Annotated in this window: 21 protein-coding genes; 8 read left to right on the top strand and 13 right to left on the bottom strand. The window is 41.0% G+C overall.

The window, feature by feature from the left end:
• Positions 1-145 precede the first annotated feature (145 nt).
• The gene (locus B3V56_RS03690) at positions 146-490 is read left to right on the top strand and encodes a pentapeptide repeat-containing protein (RefSeq protein WP_286305959.1); all 345 of its coding nucleotides are present in this window, start codon (positions 146-148) and stop codon (positions 488-490) included.
• On the opposite strand, the gene tatC is transcribed toward B3V56_RS03690, so the two are convergent.
• Genes tatC through hisB form a run of 10 tightly spaced genes read right to left on the bottom strand, consistent with a single transcriptional unit; the run spans position 487 to position 5,670 of the window.
• Positions 487-1,218: a twin-arginine translocase subunit TatC gene (gene tatC / locus B3V56_RS03685; RefSeq protein ID WP_289283682.1), complete on the bottom strand. Its 732-nt coding sequence runs from the start codon at positions 1,216-1,218 to the stop codon at positions 487-489. The genes B3V56_RS03690 and tatC overlap by 4 nt on opposite strands.
• Complete coding sequence (gene tatB / locus B3V56_RS03680) at positions 1,211-1,513, bottom strand: Sec-independent protein translocase protein TatB (RefSeq protein WP_289283681.1); 303 nt, start codon at positions 1,511-1,513, stop codon at positions 1,211-1,213. The genes tatC and tatB overlap by 8 nt, the downstream gene beginning before the upstream one ends.
• A 20-nt stretch (positions 1,514-1,533) precedes the next feature.
• Positions 1,534-1,776, bottom strand: coding sequence for a twin-arginine translocase TatA/TatE family subunit (tatA, locus tag B3V56_RS03675; protein ID WP_286305956.1), 243 nt, complete (start codon positions 1,774-1,776; stop codon positions 1,534-1,536).
• An 11-nt stretch (positions 1,777-1,787) separates the two neighbouring features.
• Positions 1,788-2,126: a histidine triad nucleotide-binding protein gene (locus B3V56_RS03670; RefSeq protein ID WP_289283680.1), complete on the bottom strand. Its 339-nt coding sequence runs from the start codon at positions 2,124-2,126 to the stop codon at positions 1,788-1,790.
• Positions 2,123-2,443: a phosphoribosyl-ATP diphosphatase gene (locus B3V56_RS03665; protein WP_289283679.1), complete on the bottom strand. Its 321-nt coding sequence runs from the start codon at positions 2,441-2,443 to the stop codon at positions 2,123-2,125. Before B3V56_RS03665 ends, B3V56_RS03670 begins: the two co-directional genes overlap by 4 nt.
• A complete protein-coding gene (gene hisI, locus B3V56_RS03660; protein WP_289283678.1) occupies positions 2,440-2,823 on the bottom strand; it encodes a phosphoribosyl-AMP cyclohydrolase in 384 nt (127 codons plus the stop codon). Before hisI ends, B3V56_RS03665 begins: the two co-directional genes overlap by 4 nt.
• The gene (gene hisF / locus B3V56_RS03655; RefSeq protein ID WP_289243592.1) at positions 2,824-3,597 is read right to left on the bottom strand and encodes an imidazole glycerol phosphate synthase subunit HisF; all 774 of its coding nucleotides are present in this window, start codon (positions 3,595-3,597) and stop codon (positions 2,824-2,826) included. It lies immediately after the preceding gene.
• An 8-nt stretch (positions 3,598-3,605) separates the two neighbouring features.
• Positions 3,606-4,355: a 1-(5-phosphoribosyl)-5-[(5-phosphoribosylamino)methylideneamino]imidazole-4-carboxamide isomerase gene (gene hisA / locus B3V56_RS03650; protein WP_286305952.1), complete on the bottom strand. Its 750-nt coding sequence runs from the start codon at positions 4,353-4,355 to the stop codon at positions 3,606-3,608.
• Between the two features lie 26 nt (positions 4,356-4,381).
• Positions 4,382-5,023, bottom strand: coding sequence for an imidazole glycerol phosphate synthase subunit HisH (gene hisH, locus B3V56_RS03645; protein ID WP_289282206.1), 642 nt, complete (start codon positions 5,021-5,023; stop codon positions 4,382-4,384).
• Positions 5,024-5,076: 53 nt separating this feature from the next.
• Positions 5,077-5,670 carry an imidazoleglycerol-phosphate dehydratase HisB gene (gene hisB / locus B3V56_RS03640; protein ID WP_286305950.1) on the bottom strand — a complete coding sequence of 198 codons (594 nt, stop codon included), beginning with the start codon at positions 5,668-5,670 and terminating at the stop codon, positions 5,077-5,079.
• A gap of 97 nt (positions 5,671-5,767) precedes the next feature.
• Between hisB and fnr the strand changes: the two genes are divergently transcribed.
• Together fnr and B3V56_RS03630 are read left to right on the top strand one after the other, a co-directional pair.
• Entirely contained in the window at positions 5,768-6,517 is a 750-nt protein-coding gene (gene fnr, locus B3V56_RS03635) for a fumarate/nitrate reduction transcriptional regulator Fnr (RefSeq protein ID WP_289282205.1), read from the top strand.
• Between the two features lie 116 nt (positions 6,518-6,633).
• Complete coding sequence (locus B3V56_RS03630; RefSeq protein WP_289282204.1) at positions 6,634-7,314, top strand: OmpW/AlkL family protein; 681 nt, start codon at positions 6,634-6,636, stop codon at positions 7,312-7,314.
• Positions 7,315-7,362: 48 nt separating this feature from the next.
• On the opposite strand, the gene murJ is transcribed toward B3V56_RS03630, so the two are convergent.
• Positions 7,363-8,904: a murein biosynthesis integral membrane protein MurJ gene (gene murJ / locus B3V56_RS03625; protein WP_289282203.1), complete on the bottom strand. Its 1,542-nt coding sequence runs from the start codon at positions 8,902-8,904 to the stop codon at positions 7,363-7,365.
• Positions 8,905-9,046: 142 nt separating this feature from the next.
• Between murJ and B3V56_RS03620 the strand changes: the two genes are divergently transcribed.
• Positions 9,047-9,583, top strand: coding sequence for an SCO family protein (locus B3V56_RS03620; RefSeq protein WP_289282202.1), 537 nt, complete (start codon positions 9,047-9,049; stop codon positions 9,581-9,583).
• Here B3V56_RS03620 and B3V56_RS03615 read toward each other — a convergent pair.
• Positions 9,565-10,491: a hydrogen peroxide-inducible genes activator gene (locus B3V56_RS03615; RefSeq protein ID WP_289283978.1), complete on the bottom strand. Its 927-nt coding sequence runs from the start codon at positions 10,489-10,491 to the stop codon at positions 9,565-9,567. The two genes, B3V56_RS03620 and B3V56_RS03615, sit on opposite strands and share 19 nt — an antisense overlap.
• A gap of 190 nt (positions 10,492-10,681) precedes the next feature.
• On the opposite strand from B3V56_RS03615, the gene rd reads away from it, so the two are divergent.
• The 4 genes from rd to B3V56_RS03595 all read left to right on the top strand — a co-directional run bounded on the left by rd (position 10,682) and on the right by B3V56_RS03595 (position 15,204).
• Positions 10,682-10,846: a rubredoxin gene (rd, locus tag B3V56_RS03610; protein WP_289243596.1), complete on the top strand. Its 165-nt coding sequence runs from the start codon at positions 10,682-10,684 to the stop codon at positions 10,844-10,846.
• 126 nt (positions 10,847-10,972) lie between these two features.
• Positions 10,973-12,073 (top strand): DNA replication/repair protein RecF, encoded by a 1,101-nt coding sequence (recF, locus tag B3V56_RS03605; protein ID WP_289282199.1) that lies wholly within the window; start codon positions 10,973-10,975, stop codon positions 12,071-12,073.
• A 57-nt stretch (positions 12,074-12,130) separates the two neighbouring features.
• Complete coding sequence (gyrB, locus tag B3V56_RS03600) at positions 12,131-14,551, top strand: DNA topoisomerase (ATP-hydrolyzing) subunit B (protein WP_289282198.1); 2,421 nt, start codon at positions 12,131-12,133, stop codon at positions 14,549-14,551.
• Positions 14,552-14,640: 89 nt separating this feature from the next.
• The gene (locus tag B3V56_RS03595) at positions 14,641-15,204 is read left to right on the top strand and encodes a cytochrome b (protein WP_289282197.1); all 564 of its coding nucleotides are present in this window, start codon (positions 14,641-14,643) and stop codon (positions 15,202-15,204) included.
• 59 nt (positions 15,205-15,263) lie between these two features.
• Here B3V56_RS03595 and B3V56_RS03590 read toward each other — a convergent pair whose 3' ends face one another.
• Positions 15,264-16,577 carry an NAD(P)/FAD-dependent oxidoreductase gene (locus B3V56_RS03590; protein WP_286305942.1) on the bottom strand — a complete coding sequence of 438 codons (1,314 nt, stop codon included), beginning with the start codon at positions 16,575-16,577 and terminating at the stop codon, positions 15,264-15,266.
• Between the last annotated feature and the right edge of the window lie 50 nt (positions 16,578-16,627).

Here is a 16,627-nt window from a genome sequence, read left to right as displayed (position 1 = left end):
ATGGATTTAACATAGCATAAAGGGTGATACTGATTTAGCTATTTGTGAAATACATCCGAATATTTTCTGTTGTATATAAATATGATGAACTTATTTAATATTTAGCCGCTAAACAATAATAACGTTAATAAGGGAGAAAATAACGATGGCTGCTCCAATCATTACAGATAATCCGCTATATCAATTGCTTCGAGACGGTAAGGTACAGGAGTTTAATCAGAGAGTAGCTGCTGGTGAGCAAGTCGATTTAAGAGGGTGTGATTTTAGACACTTGACACTGGTCGGACTACTTGCGAAAGGCTTAGATTTTTCAAATAGTTATTTTCGCCAGGCTGACTTAAGGGGTATTGATTTTACTGAGTGTGTCAGCATGGAAGGCGCCAGTATTCATGGTGCAAAGATTTCTGGTGTGTATTTTCCTAAACAGATAGAAGCAGAAGAAGTGTTGCTGTCTTTACAACATGGCACGCGGATGCGATACAAGAACTAAACTTGCTGCTGTTTTTTTGGTAAAAAACGGGCACTGAATAACCCCATTTCAAATAATAACCAAATAGGCACAGCGAGTAAGGTTTGAGAAATGACATCTGGCGGCGTGAGTAACATACCCACCACAAAAGCCCCTACGATGATGTAAGGCCTCTTTTGCTTTAATGACTCCACTGTGGTTGCTTGTGTCCATATGAGCAACACAGTGGCAATAGGGACTTCAAATGCCAAGCCAAAAGCAAAGAACAGTTTTAAAACAAAATCCAGATAACTGCTGATATCTGTCATCACCGCCACCCCTTCAGGCGCAGCTTGAGTCAAAAAGGCAAATATCAATGGGAAGACGGCGTAATAGGCAAAAACAATACCTAAGAAGAATAGAATCGTGCTGGCAAATAATAATGGGAACACCAGCTTTTTCTCATGTGTATATAAACCCGGCGCGACAAAAGCCCATAATTGGTATAACAATACTGGTACAGCCAGCAGTATGGCCGTGCTCAACGTGAGTTTAAACGGCGTTAAGAATGGTGAGGCGACTTCTGTCGCTATCATGGTACTGGTTTCTGGTAGCTGCTCGAGTAATGGCTCAGACAAAAAGTGATAAAGATTATTGGAAAAAGGCAGTAAACATAAAGCAATAACTAAAACGACGAGCACACCTTTAAGTAAACGATCTCTTAGCTCAACCAGATGGGATATCAAAGGTTGTTGATCGTGATTATCCATCTTTTTTATCGGTCTCTTCTTTTGGGGCGGTTTTTTTATTCTCTTGCAGATTTTCGTCAATATGAATCGTTTGATTCATATCAGACATGGTTTGATTAGTTTTATTAAGCGCATCTTTTAACTCCTGCGCTCGAAGCTCTCTGGAAATATCTGTTTTTATGGCATGTAATGAGGCTTGAGCCCGGCCTATCCAAAGACCAGTCACTCTGACCAGTTTTGGCAGTCTTTCAGGACCGACGACAATCAATGCCACCAGAGCAATGACTAAGATTTCCCAGAATCCGATATCAAACATGGCGAATGTGCCGATTTAGACTAGTGAGAAGTTTTATCTTTATTATCACTTTTCTGTGAAATGTCATCATGAGCATCATGATGTTGGATAGCGTCATTTTTTTCTTTATCAATATCATCTTTGCCATCTTGCACAGAGTCTTTGAAGCTCTTGATTGCACTACCTAAATCACCACCAAGCGATCGCAGTTTTTTTGTGCCAAATAATAAAATAACAATCGCTAAAACGATAAGTAATTGCCAAATGCTAATACCACCTAACATGGGGTTATCTCCTAATTGAATCCAGGCATTTTACTACCGCCAAGGATATGAATGTGCAGGTGATCGACTTCCTGGCCACCACCAGGTCCGGTGTTAATAATCGTACGGAACCCATTTTTAAGGCCTTGTGATTCAGCTATTTTGGGTAAGCTGAGCATCATATGGGCAAGGAGCGAAGCGTGCTCTTGATTTGCGTTATCCAGTCTGGCGATATGTTGTTTCGGAATCACTAACACATGTACAGATGCCTTTGGATTGATGTCAGTAAAGGCATAAATCAGTTCATCTTCATAAACGCGGTTTGAAGGTATTTCACCTGCGACGATTTTACAGAATATACAATCGTTCATGATTTGCTCCGGTTAGCCTTTTCTTCCAGGCCAGACAAGCCAAAGCGTCTGGCAAGTTCATCAAGAACAGCTTGAGAATCGATATCATTATGCGCCAGTAAGACAAGGCTATGAAACCATAAATCAGCAGTTTCATAGATAATCTCTTCTTTCACACCACCTTTGCCTGCGATGACTGTCTCAACGGCTTCTTCACCCAGCTTTTTCAGAATTTTATCTGTGCCTGCAGCATAGAGGCTGGCAACGTATGAGCTATCAGCATCAGCTGTTTTGCGTTCGGTAAGTACCTGACTAAGTTGTTTAATTATATCGCTCATGAATAAATGTCTTTGGGGTCTTTTAAAACTGGATCAATTGCTTGCCATTTATCTGACTGTAATTCATTAAAGAAGCAGTGATGACGTCCAGTGTGGCAGGCAATGCCCCCTTTTTGAATCACTTCCAACAAAATAGCATCGTTATCACAGTCCATTCGTATTGATTTAACGATCTGTTGGTGCCCTGATTGTTCACCTTTATGCCATAACTTTTGTCGTGAACGTGACCAATAAATGGCATGTCCTTGTTCAGCTGTCAGCGCTAATGCGTCTCTATTCATCCAGGCTAAAGTGAGTACTTGCTTGCTTTCAAACTCTTGCGTAATGACAGGAACTAAACCATCACTATTCCATTTCACTTGATCCAGCCAAGTTGTCATTTACAACCTCACCTCAATACCCTGTGCAGCCATTTGTTGTTTGGCTTCTTCAACAGTGTGTTCACCAAAGTGGAAGATACTTGCAGCCAGAACGGCATCCGCATGACCTAATTTAATGCCATCCGTTAAGTCTTGAAGTTTGCCAACACCACCTGAAGCAATCACTGGTACGTTAACAGCATCACTGACTGCTCTGGTGAGTGCCAGATCAAAACCTGACTTTGTGCCGTCTTTATCCATGCTGGTCAATAAAATCTCACCCGCACCATACTCGACCATTTTTTTAGCCCACTCTACGGCATCAATACCTGTAGGTTTTCGTCCACCATGGGTAAAAATTTCCCATTTATCAGTTTCGTTTTCAGCAGAGACTTTTTTTGCATCAATAGCAACGACAATACATTGTGAGCCAAACTTTTCTGCCGCCTCACGAACAAACTCTGGATTGTTAACAGCTGCTGAGTTGATGCCAACTTTATCGGCTCCGGCATTCAGCATGCGACGAATATCTTCTACCGTTCTGATTCCACCGCCGACGGTTAATGGAATAAAGACCTGACTGGCTACGGCTTCAACCACATGAACCATAGTGTCACGTTCAGCATGAGTAGCGGTAATATCAAGGAAGGTGATTTCATCAGCACCTTGTTGATCATAGCGTTTAGCGACTTCAATCGGATCGCCAGCATCCCTTATATCAACGAACTGGACACCTTTAACAACACGTCCACCATCAACATCAAGACAAGGAATAATGCGTTTTGCAAGAGACATGGTTATATTTAAAACTCCAGAGGCGGATTTAATTTATCAGCCATCTCCTGACCTTTTTTCAAATCAATACTGCCTTCATATATAGAACGGCCGAGAATGGCACCCATCACACCTTCATCTTCACAGGCACATAACGATTCAATATCTTCATATGAACTGACACCACCTGAAGCAATCACTGGGATTTGAATAGCTCGAGCTAAGTCACGCGTTGATTCGAGGTTGAAACCTTGCATCATGCCATCCCGGCTGATGTCAGTATAAATAATGGCTTCAACGCCATCTTGTTCGAATTGTTGAGCGATGTCGATAACGTCATGATTAGACAATTTTGACCAGCCATCAATGGCTACTTTACCGTCTTTTGCATCCAGGCCGACAATGATATGCCCTGGAAACTCAGCACAGACATCACCCACAAAATGCGGTGCATTAATCGCTTTTGTTCCAAGAATGACATAGCGAACACCAGCATGAAGATAGGTTTCAATGGTTTCCTCGTCACGAATACCACCTCCAACTTGGACATCCAAGTCAGGAAATGTTTTGCAAACTTCGTGGATGACGTCAGCGTTGACCGGATTACCTGCAAATGCACCGTCAAGATCGACCATATGAAGTCTTTTCGCCCCTGCTTCTACCCATTTCCGAGCAACTGCAACAGGATCCTCTGAAAATACCGTGTTATCTTCCATTCGCCCCTGACGCAAGCGCACGCAGTGACCTTGTTTGAGATCAATGGCAGGGATTAACAACATATTCTTACTCCGTTTGTTGATGTCTGTTAGGACTGACCGTCCCAGTTTACAAAATTTTCTAATAACTGCAGTCCAGCACGTTGGCTTTTTTCTGGATGGAATTGCGCAGCGAAAATATTATCTTTGTACAATGCTGCAGCAAAATCATCTGGATAAGCTGAAGTACCTGCAATGACTGCTTTATCTATGGGTTCAGCATAAAAACTGTGAACGAAATAAAAACGACTATTTTGCTCTATGTTTTTCCATAAAGGATGTGAACAGGTTTGATGAACTTGGTTCCAGCCCATATGCGGCACTTTTAATTTTTCGCCATTCACTGAAGCATCAGGTCGAAATAATTTAACGCTACCTGAAAAAAGGTTCAGCGTGTCCACACCACTATTTTCTTCACTATGCGACAGCAATGCTTGCATACCCAAGCAGATACCTAGAAAAGGCTTTTCTTGTGCTGCTTGCAAAATAACGTCTTCTAATTCCAGCTGTTTGAGTTCCGCCATACAATCACGAATTGCGCCGACACCCGGAAATAAAACATGACTGGCAGAAAGAATGGTTTTAGGGTCAGATGTGACAACAACAGAGGCATTATTAGAAACTGCTTCCAGTGCTTTTGATACTGAGCGTAAATTACCCATGCCGTAGTCAATCACTGCTATGTGATGCATGTTAAACCTGTTTATTTACTTAGTTTTATTGGCTAATAATTCTTAATAAAGGATTATAAAGCACCTTTGGTTGAAGGCAATTGCTCCAGTGCGCGCTGATCCAGTGAAACAGCCATTCGTAATGCACGACCAAATGCCTTAAATATGGTTTCAGCAATATGATGAGCATTGCGGCCTTTTAAATTATCGATGTGCAGAGTCATACCAGCATGATTCACTAAGCCCTGGAAAAACTCATAGAACAGGTCGACATCGAATTCGCCAATCTTGTCGCGGGTAAATGTGACATCAAATTCGAGACCAGGACGACCAGAGAGATCGAGTACCACTCGAGACAGAGCCTCATCTAAGGGGACATAGGCATGTCCGTAGCGAACAACCCCTTTTTTATCACCCAAGGCTTTCTTCAGCGCTTGACCTATCGTAATGCCGACATCTTCAACAGTGTGATGTGCGTCAATATGTAAGTCACCATTGGCTTTGACCGATAAATCAAACAAACCATGACGAGCAATTTGATCCATCATGTGATCTAAAAATGGGACACCGGTTTCGGCATTGAATTGACCGCTTCCATCCAGATTGATTGATACTTCGATCTGTGTTTCTAGCGTGTTTCGCGCAACTGACGCGCTACGAGTGGTCATTTGAGTTCCTGAAATTAATAATAAAAAGAGATAATAACTGTTTCGAACAAGGGTTTGAAGCGTTATTATAGTCGATGTTCACAACACAGGATTAACAATGACTCAGTTAGGCAACGTTACCCCCCTATTTCAGGACCTCGCCAAAGTTGAACATGAGCATAATCTTGCGTGTCAGGAATGCTCACTTTATCGATTATGTTTGCCTCTTGGTTTACATAATAATGACCTGATTCAATTAGATAAAATCATTAAACGTAGTCAGAGTTACTCACGTGGTCAGCCTTTATTCAGCACTCAAACACCGTTCAATTCTATTTATGTTGTCCGCTCAGGCTCATTTAAAACTACGGTGTCTGCTGTCGATGGTCGGGAGCAAGTCACCGGATTTTATTTTCCAGGTGAGTTTGTTGGCCTTGATGCCATTTACGAACAAGCCTACCGTTCGAATGCTAAGGCTTTAGAAAGCAGCAGTGTTTGTGAATTACCTTTTGATATGTTGCAAGAGCTAGGCGCAAATATGCCTCAACTGCAAGTGCAGATGATGTCGCGTTTAAGTAAGGAGTTATCAGGTGATAAAAGCCTGATGTTTTTGCTTGGCAAAAAAACCGCTGAAGAAAAATTAGCGACATTTTTATTATCTATTTCCCGTCGTTTCCAAGATCGGGGTTTTTCTGCACGTGAATTTCAACTGAGTATGTCCCGTGGTGATATCGCTAATCATCTGGGCTTAGCTGTAGAAACCGTCAGCCGCCTTTTCTCTCGTTTTCAAGAAGAAGGCTTGATCGACATTCATAATAAGTCGATTTCTATTCGTGATGCTGAAAAATTAAAAGCATTATGCGGTTAATCTTGGGAAAAATTGGTAAGCGCTCGCTTTATTGATCCAGGTCAATGCATTAAGTCCACACCTCCGTAAAATTCAAACCATGTCTTACAGAACATAGTTTGTCCCAGGAGGAAAAAATGAAAACAACAACATTAGCTGCAGCACTACTTACTACATTAGGTCTTTCTACTGTTGCTGCACCAGCAATGGCCTATGAAGCTGGCGACTGGTTAGTCCGTGGTCGTGTCATAAACGTCAACCCTAATGATGATAGTGGTCAGTTATACGCTGATGGTGCTGCTGGTGGTGAGGGTGTCAGTGTGAACTCAGATACAGTGCCTGAACTTGATATCACTTATATGTTCCACAAAAATTGGGGTGTGGAATTAATTTTAGGGTATTCAGAGCACACAGTGAAAGGTGAAAAAAACTGGTCTGCATTGGGTGATGTTATTGATACAAAAGTATTGCCACCTACATTAACGCTGCAATATCACTTCATGCCTGACTCAAACATTCGTCCATATATCGGAGCAGGTGTTAACTATACTTATTTCTTTGATGAAGAAGTTGCCGGTGATGTTTTAGATACACCCGGGTCAAAAGTAAAACTTGATAGTTCATGGGGCTTAGCAGCTCAAGCTGGTGTGGATGTGGCTTTAAATGATGATTGGTTTGTCAACTTTGATGTCAAATATATTGATATTGATACTGAAGCACACTTCACAAATATTGCAGGTGGAACAATTCAAAAAGCTAAAATTCATGCCGATATTGACCCATTCGTTTGGGGTATTGGTATCGGACGCCGCTTCTAAGAAATTTATGTCCTCGTAGTGCTTGGCCCTCCTCGGAGGGCCTTTTTTTTATCTCATTATTGGCCTGACTAAACTTTTTAGATTGATACGTAGTACGAGTAAAAAAGTGAAGTAAATGACTGCAGCACCAACGATCAGACCGAATAAATGTCCGCCTCGTTGCCATGCATCCCATATTACCCATTCATTGTGTTGTGGATTAAGTAGGAGTAAAAAAACGAACAAACTGCTATTAGCAATGACTAACTTTAATGAGAATTTACCCCAGCCTGAATTGGGGGTATAAACGGATCTTTTCCTCAGTCCGTGATATAGCAAACCCGCGTTCAGCATGGCAGACAGTGCTGTTGCTAATGCCAAACCAACATGATCAAGATAGATCATCAGTACGACGTTCAATGCCATATTACTAATCATCGCAATAATGCCAATCTTCACGGGAGTTTTTGTATCCTGCCTCGCGTAATAACCTGGCGCTAATACTTTAATAAATATGAATGGCAACAGTCCCAAACCATAAGCCATTAAACTCAATGAAGCTTTATGTGAATCCATCACCGTAAATTCGCCATATTGAAACAAGGTCATTAGTAGTGGTTCTGCCAAGTAAATAAGCCCTATCGCTGCTGGTGTACCAATTAGAAATACCCAGCGTAAGGCCCAGTCGATAGTGTCTGAGAATTCTTCTGTCGACTTGGCCGCATGTTTTCTAGAAAGACTCGGCAAAATGACGGTAGACAAAGCGATGCCAAAAACGCCTAATGGAAACTCAACAAGACGATCTGAGTAATACAGCCAGGAAATACTGCCCGTCACTAAAAACGAGGCAAGTAAGGTATCTAATAGAAGATTTATTTGTGCTACTGATACCCCAAACATCGCGGGTATCATTAATCTGGTAATTTTTCTGACACCCTCACTTTTCCATCCCCATTTTGGCCAAGGTAATAATCCAAGTTTTATCAGAAAAGGTAATTGAAAAATAAACTGTACAAGGCCGCCTATGAAGACCCCCCAGGCCAAGCCCGTCACTGGCTCACTTAAATTAGGTGATAACCATATTGCGGTACTAATCAATGAAATATTTAAAAAAACCGGTGTAAATGCGGGGATGGCGAATTTGCCAAAGCTGTTCAGAATGGATCCTGCAAGTGCAGTTAAAGAGATAAAGAAGATATAAGGGAATGTGATCGTCAGTAAATCTGCAGCTAAATCTGCCTTTACTGGATCTTCAATAAAACCGGGTGCAAACACCATGATGATGACCGGTGCGGCAATTATCCCTATTGCTGTAATCATCGTTAATATTACAGCCAACGTTCCGCTTGTCTGGGCAATTAAGTCTTTTAAAGGTTTATCTCCATGTTCTTTGAACTCAGCAAGAACTGGTATAAAAGCCTGCGAAAAAGCCCCTTCTGCAAATAAGCGTCTTAAAAAGTTTGGTATTTTGAAGGCGACAAAAAATACGTCTGCTCCCAGGCCCGCGCCAAACATTCTGGCTATGACAATATCCCTAATAAACCCCAATATCCGGGATAAAAAAGTCATCACACTGACAACTGCGGTAGACTTGAAGAGTTTCTCGCTCATTTTTTACTCACAACAGGGTTTCATCCGGCTATTCAAGGTTAGATGTTATATGTTTAAGCCAATTAAAAGTGTCAATTCTAAGGCTTTTCTGCTGTTATATCTTGCTATTACCCTGATTATTTTAGTTTTGTGGGTGAGTCGAATGGAGATTTCGCAACCAGATAGGCGAGATATTCCTGATGAGCTACGTCCGTTTCTTATTTCACCTCCTAAAACACTACCTCAGTTTGTTCTTAATAGTCAGTCAAATCAGATTCTGACGAATGTCAGCTTCGATGGTCGCTGGAGCTTTATTTACTTTACGCACTCACATTGTCAGCCAGAATGTGATGTTGTCATTGATGTGATGCAAAACCTTAAACGTTTATTTGCTGGGCCTACAGTCCAGTTCTTACTCATTAATTTCGATAATCAGGGCGAAAGTTCTGCATTACCTAAAAGCTCACTACAACTTTATAGTGGTTCTGCTGATGTTATTCATTCTGTTATTAGAAGTTTTGATTTTTTATACCTGGAACCGGAAAGTTATCAGAACAGTAATAAAGTCGAGCAGCAACACTATATTTATCTAGTCGATCCACAAGGTCGTGTCTATGCTGTATTTAAACCTCCATTTACATCACTTGCTATACAGCATGTTTTCTTCAGATTGCGCGAGTTTTATGCACGTAGTGAATAATTTGTATCAGCGAGCGCATCAGAAAAAGTCTTCGCTAATTGTTCTAACGTCGCGGTCCTTCTGAAGCTTGGTCGCCAGACCAGGCCGATCTCTCTTAAAGCCTGATCGTTATCTGCCGATAGGGGCACTAAACAAATCTCAGAATGAATAACCATATCTGAATTAACGGCCATGTCTGGAATAAGTGTAATACCCAACCCACTGGCAACCATTTCAATCAGTGTATATAGACTTGTCGCTTGTACACTCTTTCGTTGAGCGGATGCAGGCAATTGGCATGCACTTAGTGCGTGCTCCCTCAAGCAATGCCCTTCTGCCAATAAAAGCAATTCGTTTGTAGGTAAATCGCTCGCTTTTAATTCTTCTTTCTCAGCTAAGGGGTGGTTCTTAGGCAGCGCTATCCAGAAGGATTCTTTGGCAAACTCTCTATGTGTGAGACCACGTGTGTTGTATGGAAATGCTAATACCGCAACGTCAATATTACCGCTTTCTAACTGATCTAAAAGTCGCTCCGATTGGTCTTCTATTAATACGATTTCAAGCTCTGGTAACTGCTTTCTAACCGTTGGTAATACTTTTGGTAATAAAAAAGGACTTATCGTCGGAATAATCCCTATTTTTATTCGACCGGATAACGGGTTTTTTTCTGATAACGCCAGATCAACAAGGTCTTCACTCAATGACAATATTTGTTGTGCTCTGCTGGCAATTTCTTCTCCAATCGGCGTTGGTAAGACTTTCCTATTCGTCCTTTCTAATAAAGACACTTCAAGTAGTTGCTCTAAATCTTGTATTCCGGCACTTAATGTTGATTGGGTAACAAAACATTTCTCAGCGGCATGGCCAAAATGCTTTTCTTCTACTACTGCGGTAAGGTATTGAAGTTGTCTCAGTGTGGGGAGTCGCATAATCGGCTTTTCCGTTTATTTGTCTAATATTAAGTTATAGCATAAATATATAGCTAATTTAAAAAGTCTTAAAAGTACGACCTGTCACAATGTAAATAGTTTTATTCTATTATTGAAACTTCGCTAACGTAGCTCTCCCAATTTTGTTAACATCACATATAAATAAACTTAAAAATCTCGGAGTTTCAGTATGAAAAAGTGGCAGTGCATTGTTTGTGGATTTATTTACGACGAAGCTGAAGGCCTACCAGAAGAAGGTATTGCACCTGGCACGGCTTGGGAAGATATACCAGATGATTGGGAATGCCCAGAATGTGGCGTTGGTAAAGATGACTTTGAGATGCTAGAAATTTAAATCTCATTAATATTATTTATATTGATACTTCCATTTAGCCATATTAATTCTCTTTATTTGTTTTGTAACAATGTAAAGCAAGTGCAAGATAGCTAGTATGGCTCTAACTCCTGTAGCTCTGATTCTGTGTTATCACATCTGACGCTTTCAAATTTTCGTAATATTAACCAGGTCTCTTTAAGTCCTTCTGTTGGTATTAACTTATTCATCGGCGAAAATGGCTCCGGTAAGACTAGCATTCTTGAAGCAATTCATTTGCTCGCAATGGGTCGCTCGTTTCGCTCGCGCAATTTAAAAAACATCATTCAGTTTGAGCATGCACAATTCACGGTTTTTGCGCGTTCATCGGAAATGACACCGGTAGGTTTACTTTTTGATACGGACACTGGTCTTCAAATCCGCTTGAATAATGCCCCACTAAAAAAACTTTCTGACCTTGCTGTTAACACACCACTCCAATATATCTCTGCCAACTGTCATCAGTTCTTTGAATTAGGTCCAAAATTCAGAAGACGCATGATCGATTGGGGTGTGTTTCACGTGGAACATAAATTTAATTATCATTGGCAAACATATAAAAAAGCGTTACTACAAAAGAACGCAGCATTGAAAAATAAGAAATCCAAAGCTGAAATAGAGTTATGGGATCAGTATCTGGTAAAACATGGTGAGCAAATTACTGACCTACGTACCACTTATCTCAATAGACTTATTGATATATTCAAACCAATCTTTAGTAAAATCTGCCCTACCTTTGATCAATGTGAATTTACAATTCGATACAGCAAAGGATGGAATAAAGATAAATCACTTCCCGAAACACTTGCTGAAAATTATGAGCGCGATCGTATTTTAGGTTACAGTCGAACTGGACCACACTCTGCAGACTGGATGGTAAGAATTAACAATGATTCACCTGAAGAAATGTTATCTCGTGGTCAACAAAAACTCTTTTATTTGTCATTGTGTCTCTCACAGATAACACTATTGACGGAGATTAAAGGGGTTAAAAATACGATTTTATTGCTTGATGACCTAAGCTCAGAATTAGATTGGCAACACCAAAAAACAGTAATGGAAACACTCAGAAGTTTGCCCGTACAAACTTTTATTACAAGTACCAATACTGAATTAGCTAGTTTAATAAGTAATGAAAAAGAGAAAGTGTTTCACGTGGAACATGGAGAAATCAGAGAGGATAATGAGACTGTCAACACTTCTATATAAGTAGTAGAATAGAAGGTTATTCAGCACATCCTCCATTTGGCCAGGAATAGTTTGACTATGACAACGGAAAAAAACAACAACACATACGATTCTTCAAATATAAAAGTCCTAAAAGGACTTGATGCGGTAAGAAAAAGACCTGGTATGTATATCGGTGATACCGATGATGGTACCGGCTTGCATCATATGGTTTTTGAAGTTTTGGATAATGCAATTGACGAAGCGTTAGCTGGTCACTGTAGTGAAATTCAGGTGAGAATTCACCCAGATGATTCCGTCTCTGTTATTGATAACGGGCGCGGCATTCCCGTGGATATCCATGAAGAAGAAGGCGTCTCTGCAGCAGAAGTTATCATGACGGTATTGCATGCAGGCGGTAAATTTGATGACAACTCATACAAAGTTTCAGGCGGTTTACATGGTGTTGGTGTCTCTGTCGTAAATGCCTTATCAAAAAAATTAGCGATGGAAATTCATCGCCACAACCGGGTTTATAAACAAACTTACACACATGGTGTGCCAGACTCAGCACTAACAGATGTGTCTGATACAGATATCACAGGCACGAAAATTCAGTTTTGGCCAAGTGAAGAAACATTCACTAACGTCACATTTGATTACAATATCCTGGCAAAACGGATCAGAGAGCTAGCCTTTTTGAACTCAGGGGTCAGAATTGTTTTAACAGATGAGCGTGATGAAAAAACAGAAACATTCTTTTATGAGGGCGGCATTACTGCTTTTGTTCAGCATTTGAATAAAAATAAAGATCTCATTCACGAAAATATCATCAAAATTTCTGGTATGAGAGATGATGTAACAGTCGAGTTATCGATGCAGTGGAATGACTCGTATCAAGAAAATATTTATTGTTTTACAAACAATATTCCGCAGCGCGATGGTGGAACGCATTTAGCGGGTTTTCGTGCCGCATTAACCAGAACACTCAACCAGTACATTGAAAGCGAAGGACTAGCGAAGAAGTCCAAAGTAACAACAAGTGGTGATGATGCGCGTGAAGGATTGACTGCCGTTCTATCCGTAAAAGTGCCTGATCCGAAATTCAGTTCACAAACTAAAGATAAACTGGTTTCATCAGAAGTAAGAACAATTGTTGAGTCTTATGTGAATGAGTTCTTTCATGACTTCTTAATTGAGAATCCTACTGATGCAAAATTAATCGCTAACAAAATGATTGATGCTGCTCGTGCACGTGATGCCGCAAGAAAAGCTAGAGAACTTACGCGTAGAAAAGGCGTGCTTGATATAGCCGGTCTGCCAGGTAAGTTAGCCGATTGTCAGGAGAGAGATCCTGCCCTCTCAGAACTTTTTTTAGTGGAAGGAGACTCAGCGGGCGGCAGCGCCAAGCAAGGTCGTGATAGAAGAACGCAGGCAATTCTACCGTTGAAAGGAAAAATTCTTAATGTAGAAAGAGCGCGTTTTGACAAAATGATCAGCTCTGCTGAGGTAGGCACACTAATAACCGCATTAGGATGTGGAATCGGCCGTGATGAATACGATCCTGAAAAACTCAGATATCATCACATAATTATTATGACCGATGCGGACGTTGATGGCTCACACATCCGAACATTGCTATTAACATTTTTCTATCGACAAATGCCAGAGTTGATTGAACGTGGTCATGTCTATATTGCACAGCCACCGCTTTATAAAATTAAGAAAGGTAAACAAGAGCGTTACGTGAAAGATGATGCAGAAATGGAGCGTTATCTAACAGAGGTTGCTTTGACAAATGCCAAGTTATTCCCAACAGAAGAGGCCAATGCTATCGAGGGCAGTGCGTTAGCATCTTTGGTCACTGAATACCAAACAGTCAATTCAATAATTGGCAGATTGTCTAATCATTATTATCCTGCGTTTCTTGATAAGCTCGTTTATCAGCCTCAGATTCCAGAAATGAATGATAGTGATGCGATAAATAGCTGGTTATCAGTCATTGAGGTGGAACTCAATAAAGGTTTACCAACAGGTACGCAGTTTAAACTGAGTATTAAAACACAGGAAAATGACCCAGTTGGTTTGATCAATATCAGTTACAGTCGACATGGTATCAGCACAGACTACCATATCCCTGGTGAATTCTTCGATAGCACTGAATATCAAAAAATCCTTGCGTTTTCTAATAAAATCAATGGCTTATTTGGTGAGGGTGCCAGAGTAGAACGTGGTGAAAGGCAGCAAGAGATTAGTTATTTCTCACAAGCCGTGAGTTGGTTGTTAGCTGAAGCACGCCGTGGCCAACATGTTCAACGCTATAAAGGCTTGGGTGAAATGAATCCTGACCAGCTGTGGGAAACCACAATGGATAAAGATAAACGTCGACTTTTACAAGTGAAAATCAATGATGCTATCGTCGCTGATGAGACCTTCAATACACTGATGGGTGATAATGTTGAACCAAGAAGAGAGTTTATCGAGACGCATGCATTACAGGTGTCGAATTTAGATATCTAATAATAGGAATCTTTCCTGAGTAAAATAAGTCATACAGCCGCAAGGTTGTGTGGCTTTTTTATGCATAAAAAGAAAGTGAAGGAAATTATATGCCCGAACAGATAAAACAGTACGACTTGGTACAGCGATGGTTACATTGGTTAATTGCGTTCGCCATTTTAGCCATGATCGCAATCGGACTATATATGGTTCAGCTTCCGAAAGAATGGGATTTGCCTGAAGGTCAAGAAAGTGTTCGGGCATTTTGGTTTTTATTACATAAATCGTTGGGGATAAGTATCGCTGTGCTGATTGTAATGCGTGTAGCGTGGCGTATATTTCATCCAGCGCCCTCTCTTCCCTCTTCTATCCCATTATGGCAACAGAAGCTCTCTGGTGGCGTCCACGGGCTATTATATGTGTTAATGATTGCTATGCCACTAACGGGGTATCTGCAATCAATGTACAGTAAATACGATACGAAACTGTGGGGAATAGTTTTACCGCGCCTGGCGGAGGCAGACCCAGATATGAGGGAGTACTTCAGTGAAATACATGAAGTGTTGGCATTTACGTTAATTGCATTATTACTTTTGCATATAGGTGCAGCAGTAAAACACCGAATAAATAATAATGATATTACTCAGCGCATGTCATTGTTTTCCAAAAAGTAGATGTAGAGAACATAAAAAAGGCCCTATCAAGGGCCTTTTTTATCTGATGTAGCAAGTGTTTAGTGTAGTTTGATTTTAGGGTGAACACTACGTCTGAAGATATGCGACAGAGAGAGCATAGCAACCCGGAAAGGACCAAACAGTGCAACTTGGTGCATCTTATATAAAGAAAGATACATCAGGCGCGCCATGAACCCCTCAATCATCATGCTGCCCTTACTTAGGTTGCCCATCAAGTTACCAACCGTGCTGTATTTACCTAACGATACTAGTGAGCCATAGTCATGGTATTCAAATTCAGGGGCAACCTTACCTGCCATGCGATTACGAATAGACTTATACACAACAGATGCCATTTGATGAGCTGCTTGAGCACGGGGTGGTACGTTCTCATCATGTCCCTGCCACTTACATGCACAACAATCACCGATGGCATAGATATCATCATCTAAGGTCGTTTGTAATGTTTGTCGTACAACCAATTGGTTCATCCAATTGGTTTCAAGTCCGGCAATATCTTTTAAGAACTCTGGTGCTTTGATACCTGCCGCCCATACTTTAATGGCAGCGGGAATGGTTTTTCCACTTTCTGTGAATATAGCCTTGTCATTAACCTCAACAACGCGTTCTCCAGTGAGAACGTCAACGCCTAATTTCGTCAATTCATCCGTTGTAGCCGCAGAGAGATTTTCTGGTAAGCCAGGTAAAACACGATTGGCTGCTTCAATAATGCTAATCTTGACGTCTTGTGGTTGTACTTCATCAAGCCCATAAGCAGTGAGTAAGTGAGAAACTTCATGAAGTTGAGCGCTAAGCTCAATACCTGTAGCACCTGCACCAACAATAGCAATGTTCAACTGACCTTCGTGCAAAGGCTTACCTTGTGTGTGTGCGCGAAGATAGGCTTCAAGTAATTTGTTTTGGAAAGATTCGGCTTGCTTGGTTGTATCAAGGAATAAGCAGTGATCACGAACACCTTTGATACCAAAGTCATGACTAACGCTACCAACAGATATGACAAGGTAGTCGTATTCAAATTCGCGACGTGGGATAATTTCCACCCCGTCTTGATTCAGTGTGGGGGCCAGAGATATAGTCTTACGGTCTCTGTCTAAGCCATCCATTTTACCCAAACGGAAACGAAATCCACTGGCATTAGCTTGACTCAGGTACTCAATTTCATCTTCATGCGAATCGAGTGTACCAGCAGCAACCTCATGAAGAAGCGGTTTCCATATGTGTGTATGTGTATTATCGACAAGCGTAATTTCAGCTTTGCCTTTTTTACCCAACTTTTTGCCGAGTTTAGTGACTAATTCAAGACCACCTGCCCCGCCTCCGACAACCACAATTTTTGGAATACTGTTAGACATTCGCAAAGACTCCAATCTGACGCAAAATTACAATGAGTTATCGATTTTAA

The organism is Methylophaga sp. UBA2513, from assembly GCF_002341285.1.
Classification (GTDB): Bacteria; Pseudomonadota; Gammaproteobacteria; order Nitrosococcales; family Methylophagaceae; genus Methylophaga; species Methylophaga marina.
This window is presented reverse-complemented; position numbering and strand designations above follow the sequence as displayed.